Below are 15832 nucleotides of genomic sequence, written 5' to 3' on the forward strand. Positions count from 1 at the left end.
TATTTCGCTGGTCTTTCTTTGATGATTATTCTATTGATTATATTAATTGGTTCATTGATATATTGTGAAATATCTAATAAAAAATCTGAAAAAGATTTTGAAAATTATTCTCAAGATGAATTAAATTATATGAGAATTCGAATAGAAGAGGAATGGCCTAATTTCTTCTCAAAATAAAATGTAAATATTAAAAAAATTCAGAAACTAGATGAAAATAATATTAGAAAAGGACTTATGCAATGATCTATTATGATGATATTTTTGCATCTGAAATTTGAAAAAGTATTTTTTGGGGAAATGAAAATAAAAAAGAAAAAAATTCCAGGTAAAAAATACCTGGATTTTAGTACTTATATAGTGAAAAAAAGTCCTCAAAAATGGTATAATAAAATTGAAGAAAATAACTAAATACCAAAGGACTTTTTCTATGAAAAATTATAACACTTTAAATGAAATTTTAAAAGACGAAACTGTAAATTATATAAAAAATATTACAAACGGATTGGGTAAGGTTGACACTCATGTTATATCAGATGTATTCACAGGTATATTAAAGTATAATTCAATAATCCTTTCAGATATTGTTAGACAAACTGGTAATTTAAACATAAAGAAGGGCGTAGAAAGATTAGAAAGACACCTAGATTCATTTAATAAAATTGATAATATTTTGTCAGCAAATTATATTAATCTAGTAAAGCCATATATAAATAATAGACATTTATATTTTGTTGATAGAGGAGATATTGTAAAAGACGATAATACTAAATTTGAAAATAAAGGATTCGTATTAGATGGTTCAGATTCTCATACTATAAAACAAGGCTATCAAATTGATGAAATTGCAACTATTGATAATAATAATCAACCAATAAGCTTAGTATCTGAATTACGATCATCAAAGGATGATGATTATAAATCTGATAATGACTTATGGTTACAGCATATGAATTATGTAACTAATATCTATGGTAAAGGAACATTTATAATGGATAGAGGCTATGATAGTGCGATTTTAATGGAAAAAGTGCTAGAAATGGGTTCTGATTTTATAATAAGAGCAAAAAGTTTAGATAGAAATGTATATATTAATGGAGAGAAAAGCACTATCAGTAATATTGCCAAAAATATAAAAGGAAAATATAAATATGTTTCAAAGGATTACCAAAATTTAAAAGTATCTTATAAACAAATAGTAATAAAAAATAGAGAAGCAAAATCATTATCATCTAAAGTAATAACTATGGTAGTAGTAAAAGGCTTCGCTATTGATGAAAAAACCTTAAATGAGGCTTACATGGTGTTGTTAACATCTAGAAAAGTTTCAGGTAAAGATCAAGCTTTACAAGTAGTAAGAGATTACGCTTTAAGATGGAAAATTGAAGAAAATTTCAAATATAAGAAACAACAATTTTCGTTTGAAAAGATAAAGGTTAGAAGATATAAAAGAATTCAAGCCTTAAATACATTACTTACATATGTAATGTTTTTTAGCAACGTTATAAATATGAAAGCTGTAGGAAAGACAATAAGGAAAATAAAAAATCAAATAAGAGAAAAAGTATTATTTTGGTTATATAGAATTAGTGATGGAATAAAAGAAATTATTTCATTTTTTAGTAATGAATTAATCGTTGAACTATATCCAAAAAGAAATAAACGAAGACGAGATTTATGGACTGTGATGGGAGTTAGGTTTAATCCAGCATAAAATCATTATTTTATGTTTGAAATAAAAAATGGGGAAACACATGAAGCAGAAAAATAGGTGGTTTACTTTTGTTTTAAAAAGTGTATAATATTAAAAGATTTAGGAGGATGTAAATCATGGAAGAAAAGAAATTTATTGGCATGACGCCAAATGTAGTATTTGGTCTAACTTGGATATTATTCCCATTCGGAATTGTTGCTTTAGCTGTTGACCACGATAAGATGACAAAGAAGGATAAGCAGCAGATTGTATCTGCATTCGTATTGGATGGTATAACTATGATTCTTTCGATCATTTTATCTATTGTTGAAGGCATTTTAATTGGCATTACTGAAAATTCTATTTGGAATATATTTAATTTAATTTTAATCGTTCCATTTGTATTCTGGCTAATTGCTATGATTCAGGCATTCCGTGGCGTTGAATATCATTGCCCACTTGCTTGGAATATTGCAGGCGCATTCGTTCACGATGGACCAGAAAACAAGAAGGACGAAGTAAAGGCTGAGGAAAAGCCAGAGGCTACTGAAGAAGCTCCAAAGGAAGAACAAAATGCTGAATAAGATTTGACGGGTTTAATCCGTCTTTTCTTTTCTTCTTAGAAATGTTAAAATAAAACTTAAAGGGAAGTGATACAAATGCTTAAGAACAATTACCATACCCATATGAAATATTGTAATCATGCGGAGGGAATGGTTATAGATTATGTGAAAGAGGCTTTAAGGTTAGGCTTTTTAGAGCTTGGTATGAGTGATCACGCACCTGTTTTAGAATCCTTTATGTCTAAGGAAGAATATTTGAATAATTATGGATACGACACTATGAAATTAAGTGATGTAGAAGATTATTTAAATCAAATAAAAGAGTGCCAGAAGAAATTTTCTAATATTAAATTATATTCTGGCTTTGAGACAGAATATTTAGAAGAACAAAAGGATTTCTATTTATCCTTAAGAACAAAAGTGGATTATTTCAATTTAGGTATTCATTTTTTTAAGGATAAAAATGGAAATGTTTTAAATTGTTATACGGATTTAAATTATGATAATTTAGATGAATATTATCTTAACGCGAAAAAGGCAATTGAAACAAAAATGTATCAAGCCTTCGTTCATCCAGATTTATTTATGTATGGCTATAAGGATAAAAATGGATGTCATACGTTTGATGAAAAATGTGAAGAAATAACAAGAAAAATAGCTCTTCTTGCGATAGAAAATAATATATATCTTGAAATTAATGCCAATGGATTAAAATATTGTAAGGATAAGCATGATTTAAATACCTGGTTATATCCATGCCCTAAATTTTGGGAGATTATGAAGGAATATAATGTAAAAATTATTGTGGGTGCAGATGCACATACGATTGCTGCATTATCGAATGAGAATGTAAGACTCGTTTATGATTTTATTAAGAAATCAGGAATAAATATTGAAGAAAAGATGGTGATTACAAATGATTTCAAATGTTAAAATTACAGAGAATCTTTTATATCAAGAATATGATGATGAAAAGGAAATGTATACTGCACTGGATGATTATCTACATTGTGGATATAAAATCAAGGAAACTATTTATTTATGCCCTATCGTATCAAATGGAGTAGAAGAAATCATTTTATCCTATATTCATGTAGATAATCCTAGTATGGATATAAAAAAGAAAATACATCGTATGTGTAAATCCGTTCGTTTAATGAAGCCAGATTATTCGGATACTATATTAAATCTTGTTGGTGCAATAAGGAAAAATTATGGTTATTCTAGCAAGTATATAGATAAGCACAACATCTTCGATAGAAAATATAAAAACTGTGTCATTTTATTATTAGATGGTCTTGGAAGAAATGTATTAGAGAAGAATCTAGATGAGGATGCATTTTTAAACAAAAATGTATCCTTTTATGAGCATGCAATATACCCATCAACTACTGCGGCATCCACTACCGCAACCGTTAGCGGCTTAACTCCGCTTGAATCTAGCTGGACGGGTTGGAGTAATTACATAAAGGAATTAGATAGAGAAATTATATTATTTACTGGAGTAAATTATTATACAGATGAGCCTACAGGAAGACCCGCATCCGATTTTATTCCATATAAACCATTCTTTAGTGATATGAAGGTTAAGGGGTATATTATCAATCCTGACTTTTCAAAGAAAAGTATGGATATTAATGATGTATTAAGTGATTCCTTACAAAAGCTAAATTATCCACAGCCAATCATTCAATATGTTTATTGGCCAGAGCCTGATGGAATCATGCATGAATATGGCACATATTCTAAAGAGGCTAAGGATATTCTAAAGGATATTAATGATAAGGTGGAAAGGTATGCGAATGCATTACCCCTAGATACTCTTTTAATCATTTCTGCAGACCATGGCCATACACCAGTAAAGCCTATAAATATTTATGATTGTGATTTATTAAATAAATATTTAAAGACAAAGCCATCGAATGATTCTAGATGTATAACCTTTAGAGTAAAGGATGGTATGGGGGATAAGTTCGTTAAAATGTTTCATGCACTCTTTGGTGAGGTATTTTCACTTTATTCAAAAAGAGATGCGATAAAAATGGGGTTCTTTGGTGACCCTAACGGTTATATTCACGCAAGAATTGACGATTTTTTAGGTGATTATGTAGCTATTGCTACAAATCAATTCTATTTTAATTTTAAGGGCGAAAATAACCATTTATTTAAATCCCATCATGCAGGTATAACGAAAGATGAAATGGAAGTGCCTGTAATTGTTATAAGGAAGTATTAGAATGAAATATCAAGTAGAATCTATTCTATCCCAAGGAGTTACCCTAGGTAAGATCCATATTATGGATAGATTGGAGGGTGTGAATAGCGACTCCTCTAGCGATTATATAAAATTAGATAACGCCATAAAAAAATCCTTAGAAGAAATAAGGGAAATGAAGAAGAAATCACCAGAGCTTGAGAGCTATTTATTAGTACAGGAATATATGATTTCAGACCCCGAGCTTAAAAAGAGAATTCTATTCATGCTAGATGAAGGAATTAGCGTATCTAAGGCAGTACCTGCGGTAATGAAGGAATTCATTGAGGGGCTTGCGAATTCTGCGAGTGGATATTTAAAGGAAAGAACGAATGATATGGAGGATGCTGCAAGAAGAATTGTTTTAAATCTATCGGATTTTAAAGCAAATATTCCAGATGAACCATTTATTCTATATACAGATAAGCCATATCCTTCCTATTTAATTCACAATAAGGATAGGATATTAGGAATTATCTCTAGAGTTGGTGGATATACCTCTCATACAGCCATTTTGGCTAGAAATTATGATATTCCCTTTGTTATTTCTAAGGAGGAATATAAAGAGGGCGAAGAGGTATTCATTGATACAAGAAAAAAGATTATTATTACAAACCCATCCCCCTTACAAAGAAGTATGAAGAAGGATATGAAGCATAAGAAGGCAATTCTACATGCAGGCTATAAATTCTTAGCCAATGCCGCATCCGATTTAGATGTAAAAAAAGCCATGAATTATGGCTTTGATGGTGTTGGACTTTATAGGACTGAAATGATATTCATGAATTCAAATCGTCCATTTACTGCCTTAGAGCAATATAAAATCTATAGTGATGCTGTAGATGCATTAGATAAGGATAAATATATTGTATTTCGTACCTTTGATGTTGGTGGAGATAAGCAAATATCTTATGTACATACGAATAAAAAGGGTATAGATAATTATAAACAAAATCCCTATATCTTTGAAAACCAGGTCATGGCAATTTTAAAGATATATACGGATACCAAAAAGGATATAAGAATCATGTTCCCTATGATTTTTGAAAAAGAGGAATTTGATTATTTAAAGGGCTGGGTTTTTGATTTAGCTCAAAGATTTGACTATTCTATTCCACCTCTTGGTATGATGCTTGAAACGAAAAGTGCATTAGATAATATTAAAGATTTCAAGGGCGTCAAATTTATATCGATTGGTACAAATGATTTAGTTAAGGATTTATATAACCTAGATAGAGAAACATCCGTAGATAGGTTAGATGAATATAAGGATGATTTAATGAAAAAATTGATTCCTGTTGTCGATTATGCTGAAAGAAAAAATATACAATTATCGGTTTGTGGTGAGCTTGCATCCATACCAGAAATTGCAGAGGAATTCTATAGAATTGGCATTAAGAATCTATCCGTTTCTCCATCCTTAGTTAATATGCTAAATCAAGCATATTTAGATTATACGAATAAAACAATGAAATAGAAAATAGGATTGGGGCAAGATTCTTGCCCCTTTTGAATGCAGTTTCATACTATAGATTATGTGTTTTAAATTGAATTTGATTCTTATATTTAGTATAATAACTAATGGTTTTGAAAAGAATGGAGATTAAATTATGAGTACATTAGTTGTTGTAGGATCCCAATGGGGAGACGAAGGTAAAGGCAAGATTACAGATTACATGGCACAAAAGGCTGATGTTGTCGTAAGAAGTCAAGGCGGAAATAATGCTGGCCACACCATTACAATTGAGGGAGAAAAGTTTGCATTAAGAAGTATTCCTTCTGGAATATTTAATCCAAAAATTAAAAATGTAATGGCAAACGGTATGGTAATAGATCCAAAACAAATGCTTGAAGAGCTTAAGGGCCTTGAGGATAGAGGAATTAAGGATTATCAATTATTTGTTTCTAATCGTGCTCATATTGTACTTCCTTATCATAGATTATTAGATGGTGCCTATGAAAAATTTAAGGGAGATAAGAAAATAGGTACTACAAAGAAGGGAATTGGACCTGCATATGCAGATAAAATCAATCGAATTGGTATTCGTATTGCAGATTTAATTGACCCGCATATTTTTGCTGAAGCATTAAAGACAACTTTAACTATTAAAAACATGGAGCTTAAAATGCTTGGCGAAGAGGAATTAGATTTCGATTCTATTTATAATGAATATGTAGAATATGGAAAGAAGATTAAGCCTTTCGTATGTGATACTTCCTTACTTCTTGAAGAGGAAATTGAGGCTGGTCACAAGGTATTATTTGAGGGTGCCCAGGGTGTAATGCTTTGTATTGAGCATGGTACATACCCATATGTTACATCCTCATCCCCTACAGGGGCTTCCGTGCCTGTAAATAGTGGTGTCGCCCCAAAATATATTGATAATGTTTTAGGTGTTTGTAAGGCCTATACTACAAGAGTAGGTGAAGGACCATTCCCAACAGAAATTGAAAATGAAATTGGCAATTATATTCGTGAGCGTGGTCACGAATATGGTACAGTTACAAAAAGACCTAGAAGAGTGGGTTGGTTAGACTGTGTTGCTTTAAATTACGCAAGAAGAGTATCTGGTATAAATTATTTATCCTTAATGCTATTTGATGTATTGAGTGGCTTAAAGGAAGTAAAGATTTGCTATGCATATGAGTTAGATGGAAAGGTAATTAAAACGATTCCTGCAACCCTATCTGAGCTTGAAAGATGTAAGCCATTATATATTACTATGCCAGGATGGGATATGGATATTACACATGTTACATCCTTTGATGAATTACCAAAAAATGCAAAGGCTTATATCAGAAAGATTGAAGAATTAACAAAGAGTGAGATTGTAATCTTCTCTGTTGGTCCGGATAGAAGCCAAACAATTCAATTAAAGGACTTCTTTAAATAATGGAAAAGATATTAGTGTCCGGCTGTTTAGCCGGATTTAATACAAAATATGATGGCAAAAATAACTTTAATCCCAAAATAGAGGAATTAAAGAAGAAATATGAGCTCGTCTATATTTGTCCTGAGGTAGATGGAGGACTTTCTATCCCAAGAGATCCCTCAGAAAGAATAGACAATAAGGTAATCTCTTGTAAGGGTATAAATGTAACAAAGGAATTTACTCTTGGGGCAGAAAAAGCCTTAAGGCTTGCTAAAGAGCATCATATAAAAAAGGCAATCCTAAAGGATGGTTCTCCATCCTGTGGAGTTACCTATATTTATGATGGTACATTTTCCCATAAAAAAGTGAGTGGCTTAGGCTTAACTACAGAAACGCTTAAGGATTTAGGTATTCAAATTTATAGTGAGAATGAAATCGACGAATTATTGTAGAGGTTTTTATGAAGGATCTTAAAGTTACAAAAGAGGAAGTAAGAAAATGCTTAGATGTAAAAAGAATAATTTTAAATCTAATTATTTATTTTTTAATCTATGCAATAGTAACGAGTATATTATTACCTTTGATGTTGAATTTCATTATTGATTTAATGGTATGGGCATTTATTACAGGCTTTATGAGTGTATTCTTCCTAATTTTTGAAATAGCTAATGTAATACGACTCGCCTACATGCTCAATTCCTATAAAAAATTACCTGCATACAAAGTAAAGCTAGATAAGGTAAATTATTATTTAAATAAAAAAATACCAGTTTTTGCATGTCCAATACAAACAAAGCTTGGTACTATTTTGGTAGAAACCAACGCAATCTATAAGCTTAAGCAGGTACCCCTTTATAAGGGACACCTTGCTAAAGTTTTATATGATCAAAAGAAAAATAGAATCTATATTATAACCCTATTGGACTAGTTTTCATATTTGGGGCATCCTTTATTTGGATGCCTTTTTATTTTTTTCAAAAAAATTTTAAAAAATTAGCACTCTAGTATTGACAGTGCCAAAATATGTGATATACTATAGGTGTAATTGGCAGTCGAAGGTATAGAGTGCCAATGTAAGAAAGATAAAATTTGAAAGGAAATGAAGAATTATGAGAAATGAAGTACAGTTTTTAATGGAAGAGTTAAATAATATGTTTTATACACGTGGAGGATCTACTAAGGGCTTCCCTGTAGATGTTATCGAGGAAAAGGACGGATATAAGGTATATGCTGAAATCCCAGGAGTAAAGAAAGAGGATATTAAGGTTACCTTTGAGGAAGGTACATTAAGTATTTCTGCAAATGTAGAGGGCAAGAAGGATTTAAAGTATATCATCCGCGAAAGAAATCAGGTTAAGTATGCAAGAAATATCTACTTTGGAGATATTTTAGAGGATACAATTTCTGCAAAGTATGAAGGTGGTGTACTTACTGTAACCATTACAACTAAGGCACCAGAGGAAAAGCCTCATAAGGTAATTGAGATTCAATAAAAGGAAAGGAGATGAGAATTATGATGCATGGATATTTAGATAGCAAGAACAATCATGAGTATTACATAGGATTTCCACTTGATTTAACTGAAGATGATACTTCGTATACTGTTGTTGCTGATTTACCAGGTGTTGAGAAGGAAAACATTAAGGTTAGCTTTATAGATGGTATTTTGACAATAACTGCTAAAAAGGATTATCCAAAGGATCAGAATAAATATCTTATTCATGAAAGAAACTTTATGAATATGAAGCGAGAAATCAACTTTGGTGATATAGATGAGGATACAATTTCTGCAAAGCTTAATGATGGTGTATTAACTATTGTTATTGCTAAAGAGCCAAAAAGAATGGAAAAGACTATTGAGATTCAATAGAGGAGGTAATGATTATGATGAATTTAGATAAGAAGAATGAAAATAATTTGAGCTTGTGGGATTCCTTTAGTTCCCTATGGAATGACGCATTTACTAAGGAAATGAAAACAGATATTGAAGAAACTGAAAATGAATATGTATTATCTGTTGAGGTCCCTGGAATGAATAAGGAGAATGTATCTGTTACATTTGCAGATGACACCTTAACGATTCATGTAGCTCGTGAGGACAATAAGGATAGCAAGGATAAATCCTATATTTGTAAGGAAAGAACATCCATTAATATGGAAAGAAGCTATTACTTAGAGAATGCAGATGAAAACCAAATTACCGCAAAAATGGAAAATGGTATTCTTACATTAACTGTAGGTAAGCTTAAAAATATTTCTAACCCTAAAAAAGTTATTAATATAGAATAATATACACTCTCCCTTTTAAGTAGAGGCTTATGGCCTCTACTGTTTTTCTTTTATTTATTAGGAAATTAAAATCCATTCTTTTCATTAAATGAAAATAATGTTACAATATACGGGAATTAAGAAGAGGTATTGATATGACACTATTAGCCAAAAGAAGTATGATTAAGGAAGATAAGAGTAATATTATTACTTTAGGTGCAATCGCAAAGGAAGAAAAAAAGAAGGATCCTAGTGTTACGAACGCAACGATTGGAATGCTTTATGGAGAGGATTCAAAGCTATTTGCCTTTGAGAGTGTAGATAAGGCTTTAGCCAATTTATCTACAGATGAAAAATATGCTTATGCAGCAACTCCAGGTTCTCCTTTATTTCATGAAGCTGTAAAGAAATGGATTTTCCGTGAATATTATGATTCTATGAAGGATAATTCTAAGGTTATGGCAACTCCTGGTGGTACAGGCGCTTTATCGAATACCTTTGCCAATTATTTAAATGAAGAGGATTATGCATTGCTACCAAATTATATGTGGGGAAATTATAAGCAATGCTTATATGAAAATCATCAAAGCTTTAAAACCTATAATTTATTTAATGATCAGGGTGGATTTGATGTAGAGGATTTAAAAATAAAAATGCTTGAGGCGAAAAAGAATCAAGGAAGAATCCTATTTGTAGTTAATGACCCATGTCATAATCCAACAGGATATACAATGAAATCCTTTGAATGGGATATGGTTATTGATTTGATGAATGAAATGTCAGAAGATGGTACTCCTGTAATTCTATTACACGATATGGCCTATATTGATTATGCTAAGGAAGGCTTTAGCTATACGAGATCAAATATAGCGAAATATGAAAAATTAAATGATTCTTGCTTAGTCGTTATGGCATTTAGTGGTTCAAAGACCTTAGCCTTATATGGCGTAAGAATTGGAGCTCAGGTAGCTTATTCAAAGAATAAGGCTGCACTTGAGGAATTTGCTAAAGCAAATAAATTCTCTAGTAGATCCAAATGGAGTAACCCATCCAATTTAGGTCAAAATATTATTGTGAAATGCTTCACAGATGAAGCATATAAAAAGTCCTTTGAGGATGAGCTTAAGGAAGCATCGAATACTCTAGTCAAAAGAGCAGAGGCCTTCTTAAATGAATCGAATAAGGTTGGCTTAGAGACATTACCATTTGAATGTGGATTCTTTATTACAATCCCATGTCTAAATCCAGATTTCGTATATGAACGCTTAGTAAAAAAGAAGGTTCATGTCATTCCAATGGGAAATGTTATAAGAGTTACAATTTCTGCAATAACTATGGAAGAATGTATAAAGCTTCCTAAGCTTATTAAAGAAGCAATAGATGAAAAATAAAGAGGATCTAAAAAGATCCCTTTTTGTCTAGATGGAGGTATTATGAATTATTTTGAATATTTCTATAAATTGAATCAAAAAATCATAAATAGTCCAAATATAAAGCTTGGAAATACTTGTGATGAATTCAATATACATTTAATTGCATCCGATTTTATTATGGGTTCTAAAACCCTTTTTGTCGTTTTACCGACGTTAACGCTCGCTCAAAAGTATTATGATTCCTTAGCATCTATTTTACCTGAGGAGGATGTGTTATTTTTCCCTGCAGATGAATTGGTTTCTGCAGAAATGATTTCTGCGACTGGCGATTTCCTATTCGAAAGAATTCAAACCCTTTATACTCTACTTAAGGAAGATAAAAAATTAGTAATTGCGAATGTACATGGTGCAATAAAATATGAAATGAACAAGGATAAATGGCTCAAGAGCTGTTTTGAGCTTCATACGGGTGATACCTTTGATATGAAGGAGTTATGTTCTCTTTTCGTGAGCTTAGGATATGAGATGGTATTCACTACAAATAAAACAGGTGAATTTTCTAAAAGGGGTTCGATTATCGATGTATTCCCTTTAGGAATGGAAGAACCTATAAGACTTGATTTCTTTGGTGATGAGATCGAATCGATAAAGGTATATGATGTAGATAGCCAAAGATCTGTAAGAAAGATAGATTCATGCGCGATACTTCCTGTATCGGAGTTTATTTATAATGAAGAGGAATTTATACTGGCTAAATCGAAGATTTCAAGCTTTTTAGCGGGCTTTAATTTATCAGAGCTTGAGGATGAAATGTATAAAAAGGATTTAGAGAATTTATCCTTACATAAATCCCTAAATACTCTATCTAGATATCTTAGGTTCTTTTTAAATGATGGGTATACACTATTTGATTTTAAAGAGAACAAAAAGATTTATTTTATAGATCCTGTAAAGGCTAATGAAGCCTATTCTAATCTATTGTTTGATTTAGAGGATTCCTGTGGAAGGCTTGGAGGGTATTCCTTGTCCCATATGGATATGTTTAAGCCCATAAAAGAAATATTGGATAAAGGTAATGTATTTATTGAAGGATTGAGAAGTATAGGTGAATGTGATTATATAGTTAACGCAAAGCCTATAGAACCATATAAGGGTAATCCTAAATTAATCCTACAGGACTTATTAGATTATAGAGTTAGAAAGAAGCTTATTATTAGCTGTAATGATAAGGAAAGATTAGAAAAACTAAATAATCTTTTAGAGGAGCATGGCCTTGTATTAGTAGATATAGATACTATAGATAAATTAAGCGTAGGACAAATTCATTATACAAAATTACCTATACCATCCTTTGACATGGTATCTGGTGAGCTTATGGTCATAAGCGAGGCAACCATATTTGATACCTTCTATAGACCGAAAAAGGTTAAATATAAATCCATCTACAAAAATGCCACAAAGATCAGTCATTACGATGAATTATCTATTGGAGATTATGTGGTTCATTATGATTATGGTATTGGTAAATATATGGGAATAAAAACCGTTACACAAAAGGGTATTTCTAGAGATTTTATCTATATTATGTATGCGAATAATAGTGCTCTTATGCTGCCTTTAGAAAAAATATCTACTATGATGAAATATGCAAGTAAGGATACGGAAGGGATTGTCATTCATGAGCTTGGCAGTACAGCCTGGGCAAGACAAAAGGCTAGGGTTAGAAAAAGAGTACACGATATTTCAGATGAGCTTATTAGCCTATATGCACAGCGTCAGGCAGCACAAGGCTTTAGCTTCCCTAAGGATTCTCCTCTTCAGGCAGAATTTGAGAATGATTTTGAATATGATTTAACCATAGATCAAAAAAGAGCTATTGAAGATATTAAAAGAGATATGGAATCTCTTCGTCCGATGGATAGGCTTGTTTGCGGTGATGTAGGATATGGTAAGACAGAAGTAGCACTTCGCGCCGCATTTAAGGCTATAATGGGTGGGAAGCAGGTTGCGGTATTAGCTCCAACGACTATTTTAGCGCGTCAGCACTATTACACATTTAAAAATAGAATGGAAAAATATGGTGCTAAAGTAGAATTATTAAACAGGTTTATTCCAATGAAAAAGCAGCGTGAGATCATCGAAGGTATTGCCTTAGGTAGTGTTGATGTTGTCATTGGTACCCATAGATTATTATCGAAAGAGATAGAATATTTCGATTTAGGCTTATTAATTGTAGATGAGGAGCAAAGATTTGGTGTTACTCATAAGGAAAAGATAAAGGCATTAAAGGTCAATGTGGATTGTATTACTTTAACGGCAACGCCAATCCCTAGAACATTACAAATGTCTGTTATGGGTATAAAGGATTTATCTATGATTGAAACCCCACCAAAGAACAGGTATCCTATTCAAACTTATGTACTTGAAAGAAATGATAGAATTATAAGAGATTCTATTGAGCGTGAGCTTGCAAGAGGTGGACAGGTATTCTATTTATATAACCGAGTCGATACCATTTTGGATATGCAAGAGCATTTGCATGAGTTAGTTCCGGAGGCAAGAATTTGTGTTGGACATGGTAGATTATCTAGAGAAGAGCTTGAGGATGTCGTTACAGATTTCATCGATAAAAAATATGATGTCTTACTTTGTACAACCATCATTGAAACAGGTATTGATATGCCAGATACCAATACATTAATCATTCATGATGCGGATAGGCTTGGACTTTCTCAAATGTATCAAATTCGAGGTAGAGTAGGTAGATCTTCTAAAATCGCTTATGCCTATTTAATGTATGAGCCAAGAAAAATCCTAACTCCTGAGGCAGAAAAAAGATTAGAAACCATTAAGGAATTTAATGAGCTTGGCTCAGGCTTTAAGATTGCCATGAGGGATTTATCGATAAGAGGCTCTGGCGATTTACTTGGTGAGGAGCAATCCGGATTCGTTGAATCCGTTGGTATAGATCTTTATTTAAAAATATTAGAAGAGGAAATTGAAAAGAAAAAGCATCCAGAAAAGATCTCCTTTGATGAAGAAAAGAAAAAGGAAGATATTTCTATGCTTACGCCGCTTGTATCTAGAACTATCCAATCTTGCTATATTGATAATGATGATACAAAAATTGAGATTCATAAGAAGATTGATGCAATAAATTCTATTGCAGGATTACACCAGCTTGAAGCAGAGCTTTTAGACCGTTTTGGTGAAATTAGTGAAGAATTATATCTATATATGTATGAAAAATTGCTTAAATCCTATTGTAAGCAGCTTCATATTTATCGAATGGATACATCAAAGCCAACCTTAATCACATATTATATGGAAGCGGATCAAAGCAAAAAGAAGGATGGCAATTTAATGTTCCAGGAGGCCTATAAGGCTAAGGTTATAAAGCTTGGCTATACCAATGGAGAAATTACGATTACACAAACCATTACCCCTAAGAATAAGCTTTTAAGCTTTAAACAGGCTTGTGATTATTTTTCAAAGATTTTATAGGAATTCAAATAGACATTTTTTTCTTAAAAATGTATAATATTATAAAAGGTTAAGTTTTTATTTTGGAGGTGGCACTATGGCACTATTTAAATCAGTTCCAGCAATATCTACACAAAAGGATACATCAAGGCCCATCGGCAAAAAGCCAGAAGCAAAGGTAACAGATGCAGATTTTGAAATTAAAAAGCCAATGAGTTCTCTTGAAGAGGATGAAATTCTAAAATCTAAAATTAAAGAGCTTGGTGAGGATGCTCCTGAGGAAGTGTATTTTGAGGATGAGGAGGATACTCCAAAAATAGAAGAAAAGAAGGAAGCACCTAAAAAAGAAGTAAAGGAAGCTCCGAAGAAAGAGGCAAAGCCTATAGTAAAGGAAGAACCAAAGAAAGAGGCAAAGCCTATAGTGAAGGCAGAACCAAAGGAAGAGGCAAAGCCTATAGTGAAGGCAGAACCAAAGGCAGAAGCTAAGCCTGAAGTAAAGGAAGAGGCAAAGGTAGAAGCTAAGCCTGAAGTAAAGGAAGAGGCAAAGGTAGAAGAAACAAGACCTTTAACTCCTGAGGAAAAGAAGGCAAGACAGCTTGAGAATTTGAGAAAGGCGCGTCTTGCAAGAGAAGCCGCTAAAGCAAAGGAGAATGAAAATATGGCAGAAGATAAGACAGAGAAACCAAGAAAGCTTGTAACTGAAACAAAAAAACCAGTGGACATGTCTAAAATGGTTATGACAGCTAAACCTAAAAAGGATACAGGCGGTAAGACAGTTTATCATGTATCTAAGCGTGGCGAAACAAGAGAGGACCGCGTTTGGAAGGTCTTTATTCAAGAATCAAACAAGGTAATTAAATTATTTGATTACCAAGAGGAAGCCTTAGAATATGCTAAGCAATTGGCTAAGAATAAAAAAGATGGTTCTTATGTAATTCTTCACGGCTTAAATGGTAAAATTAGAAAATATTAATTTTTAGGGCTCAGTTTGAGCCCATTTCTTTTTTTTATTTATTAGGAAATTGTATTCTCGCATTTATTTGGCTTTCTGCTCTTTTTTCTAAAATTAAGCTCAAATCATCATTTTAAGGCCTTATTTTTCGCAAAATTTATCAAACAAAAAATGGCTTAACTAAAGGATTTTTTGTCATTTTTGTGGTATAATTGTTAATGTAGAAATGGAGGTGAAAAAATGAGATTTAAAACGCTAAAATATCACTATAAAGCGAACACTAATGAAATAGCTATGCTAAAGCTTTTATGTAGAATATCCAAAAATTTATATAATGCTTCATTATACTATCTTAGACAATATTATTTTAAACATA

At 32.0% G+C, this 15832-nt stretch carries 14 protein-coding genes; all 14 read left to right on the plus strand.

What is annotated here, in order from left to right:
* Positions 1-427: 427 nt before the first annotated feature.
* The 14 genes from SPJ17_RS06670 (at position 428) to SPJ17_RS06735 (ending at position 15477) form a co-directional block, all read left to right on the plus strand.
* Positions 428-1711 (plus strand): transposase, encoded by a 1284-nt coding sequence (locus SPJ17_RS06670; RefSeq protein WP_321093902.1) that lies wholly within the window; start codon positions 428-430, stop codon positions 1709-1711.
* Between the two features lie 116 nt (positions 1712-1827).
* Entirely contained in the window at positions 1828-2274 is a 447-nt protein-coding gene (locus tag SPJ17_RS06675) for a hypothetical protein (RefSeq protein ID WP_321093905.1), read from the plus strand.
* Positions 2275-2349: 75 nt separating this feature from the next.
* On the plus strand, positions 2350-3186 hold the full coding sequence (locus SPJ17_RS06680; protein ID WP_321093907.1) for a PHP domain-containing protein: 837 nt from the start codon (positions 2350-2352) through the stop codon (positions 3184-3186).
* A complete protein-coding gene (locus SPJ17_RS06685; protein ID WP_321093909.1) occupies positions 3170-4489 on the plus strand; it encodes an alkaline phosphatase family protein in 1320 nt (439 codons plus the stop codon). The genes SPJ17_RS06680 and SPJ17_RS06685 overlap by 17 nt, the downstream gene beginning before the upstream one ends.
* 1 nt (position 4490) lies before the next feature.
* The gene (locus SPJ17_RS06690; RefSeq protein ID WP_321093912.1) at positions 4491-5984 is read left to right on the plus strand and encodes a putative PEP-binding protein; all 1494 of its coding nucleotides are present in this window, start codon (positions 4491-4493) and stop codon (positions 5982-5984) included.
* Between the two features lie 133 nt (positions 5985-6117).
* Positions 6118-7401, plus strand: coding sequence for an adenylosuccinate synthase (locus SPJ17_RS06695; protein WP_321093914.1), 1284 nt, complete (start codon positions 6118-6120; stop codon positions 7399-7401).
* On the plus strand, positions 7401-7832 hold the full coding sequence (locus tag SPJ17_RS06700; RefSeq protein ID WP_321093917.1) for a DUF523 domain-containing protein: 432 nt from the start codon (positions 7401-7403) through the stop codon (positions 7830-7832). The genes SPJ17_RS06695 and SPJ17_RS06700 overlap by 1 nt, the downstream gene beginning before the upstream one ends.
* Before the next feature lie 8 nt (positions 7833-7840).
* Positions 7841-8308, plus strand: coding sequence for a hypothetical protein (locus tag SPJ17_RS06705; protein ID WP_321093920.1), 468 nt, complete (start codon positions 7841-7843; stop codon positions 8306-8308).
* A gap of 181 nt (positions 8309-8489) precedes the next feature.
* The gene (locus SPJ17_RS06710; protein ID WP_321093924.1) at positions 8490-8873 is read left to right on the plus strand and encodes an Hsp20 family protein; all 384 of its coding nucleotides are present in this window, start codon (positions 8490-8492) and stop codon (positions 8871-8873) included.
* Between the two features lie 20 nt (positions 8874-8893).
* Positions 8894-9250, plus strand: a complete 357-nt coding sequence (locus SPJ17_RS06715) for an Hsp20/alpha crystallin family protein (protein WP_321093926.1) — start codon at positions 8894-8896, stop codon at positions 9248-9250.
* 14 nt (positions 9251-9264) lie between these two features.
* Positions 9265-9669, plus strand: coding sequence for an Hsp20/alpha crystallin family protein (locus tag SPJ17_RS06720; RefSeq protein WP_321093929.1), 405 nt, complete (start codon positions 9265-9267; stop codon positions 9667-9669).
* 134 nt (positions 9670-9803) lie between these two features.
* Positions 9804-11039 (plus strand): aminotransferase class I/II-fold pyridoxal phosphate-dependent enzyme, encoded by a 1236-nt coding sequence (locus SPJ17_RS06725; protein ID WP_321093931.1) that lies wholly within the window; start codon positions 9804-9806, stop codon positions 11037-11039.
* 42 nt (positions 11040-11081) lie between these two features.
* On the plus strand, positions 11082-14525 hold the full coding sequence (mfd, locus tag SPJ17_RS06730) for a transcription-repair coupling factor (RefSeq protein ID WP_321093932.1): 3444 nt from the start codon (positions 11082-11084) through the stop codon (positions 14523-14525).
* A 76-nt stretch (positions 14526-14601) separates the two neighbouring features.
* On the plus strand, positions 14602-15477 hold the full coding sequence (locus SPJ17_RS06735; protein ID WP_321093934.1) for a DUF2188 domain-containing protein: 876 nt from the start codon (positions 14602-14604) through the stop codon (positions 15475-15477).
* Positions 15478-15832: the final 355 nt, after the last annotated feature.

This window comes from Anaeroplasma sp., assembly GCF_034179385.1.
GTDB lineage: Bacteria > Bacillota_I > Bacilli_A > Acholeplasmatales > Anaeroplasmataceae > Anaeroplasma.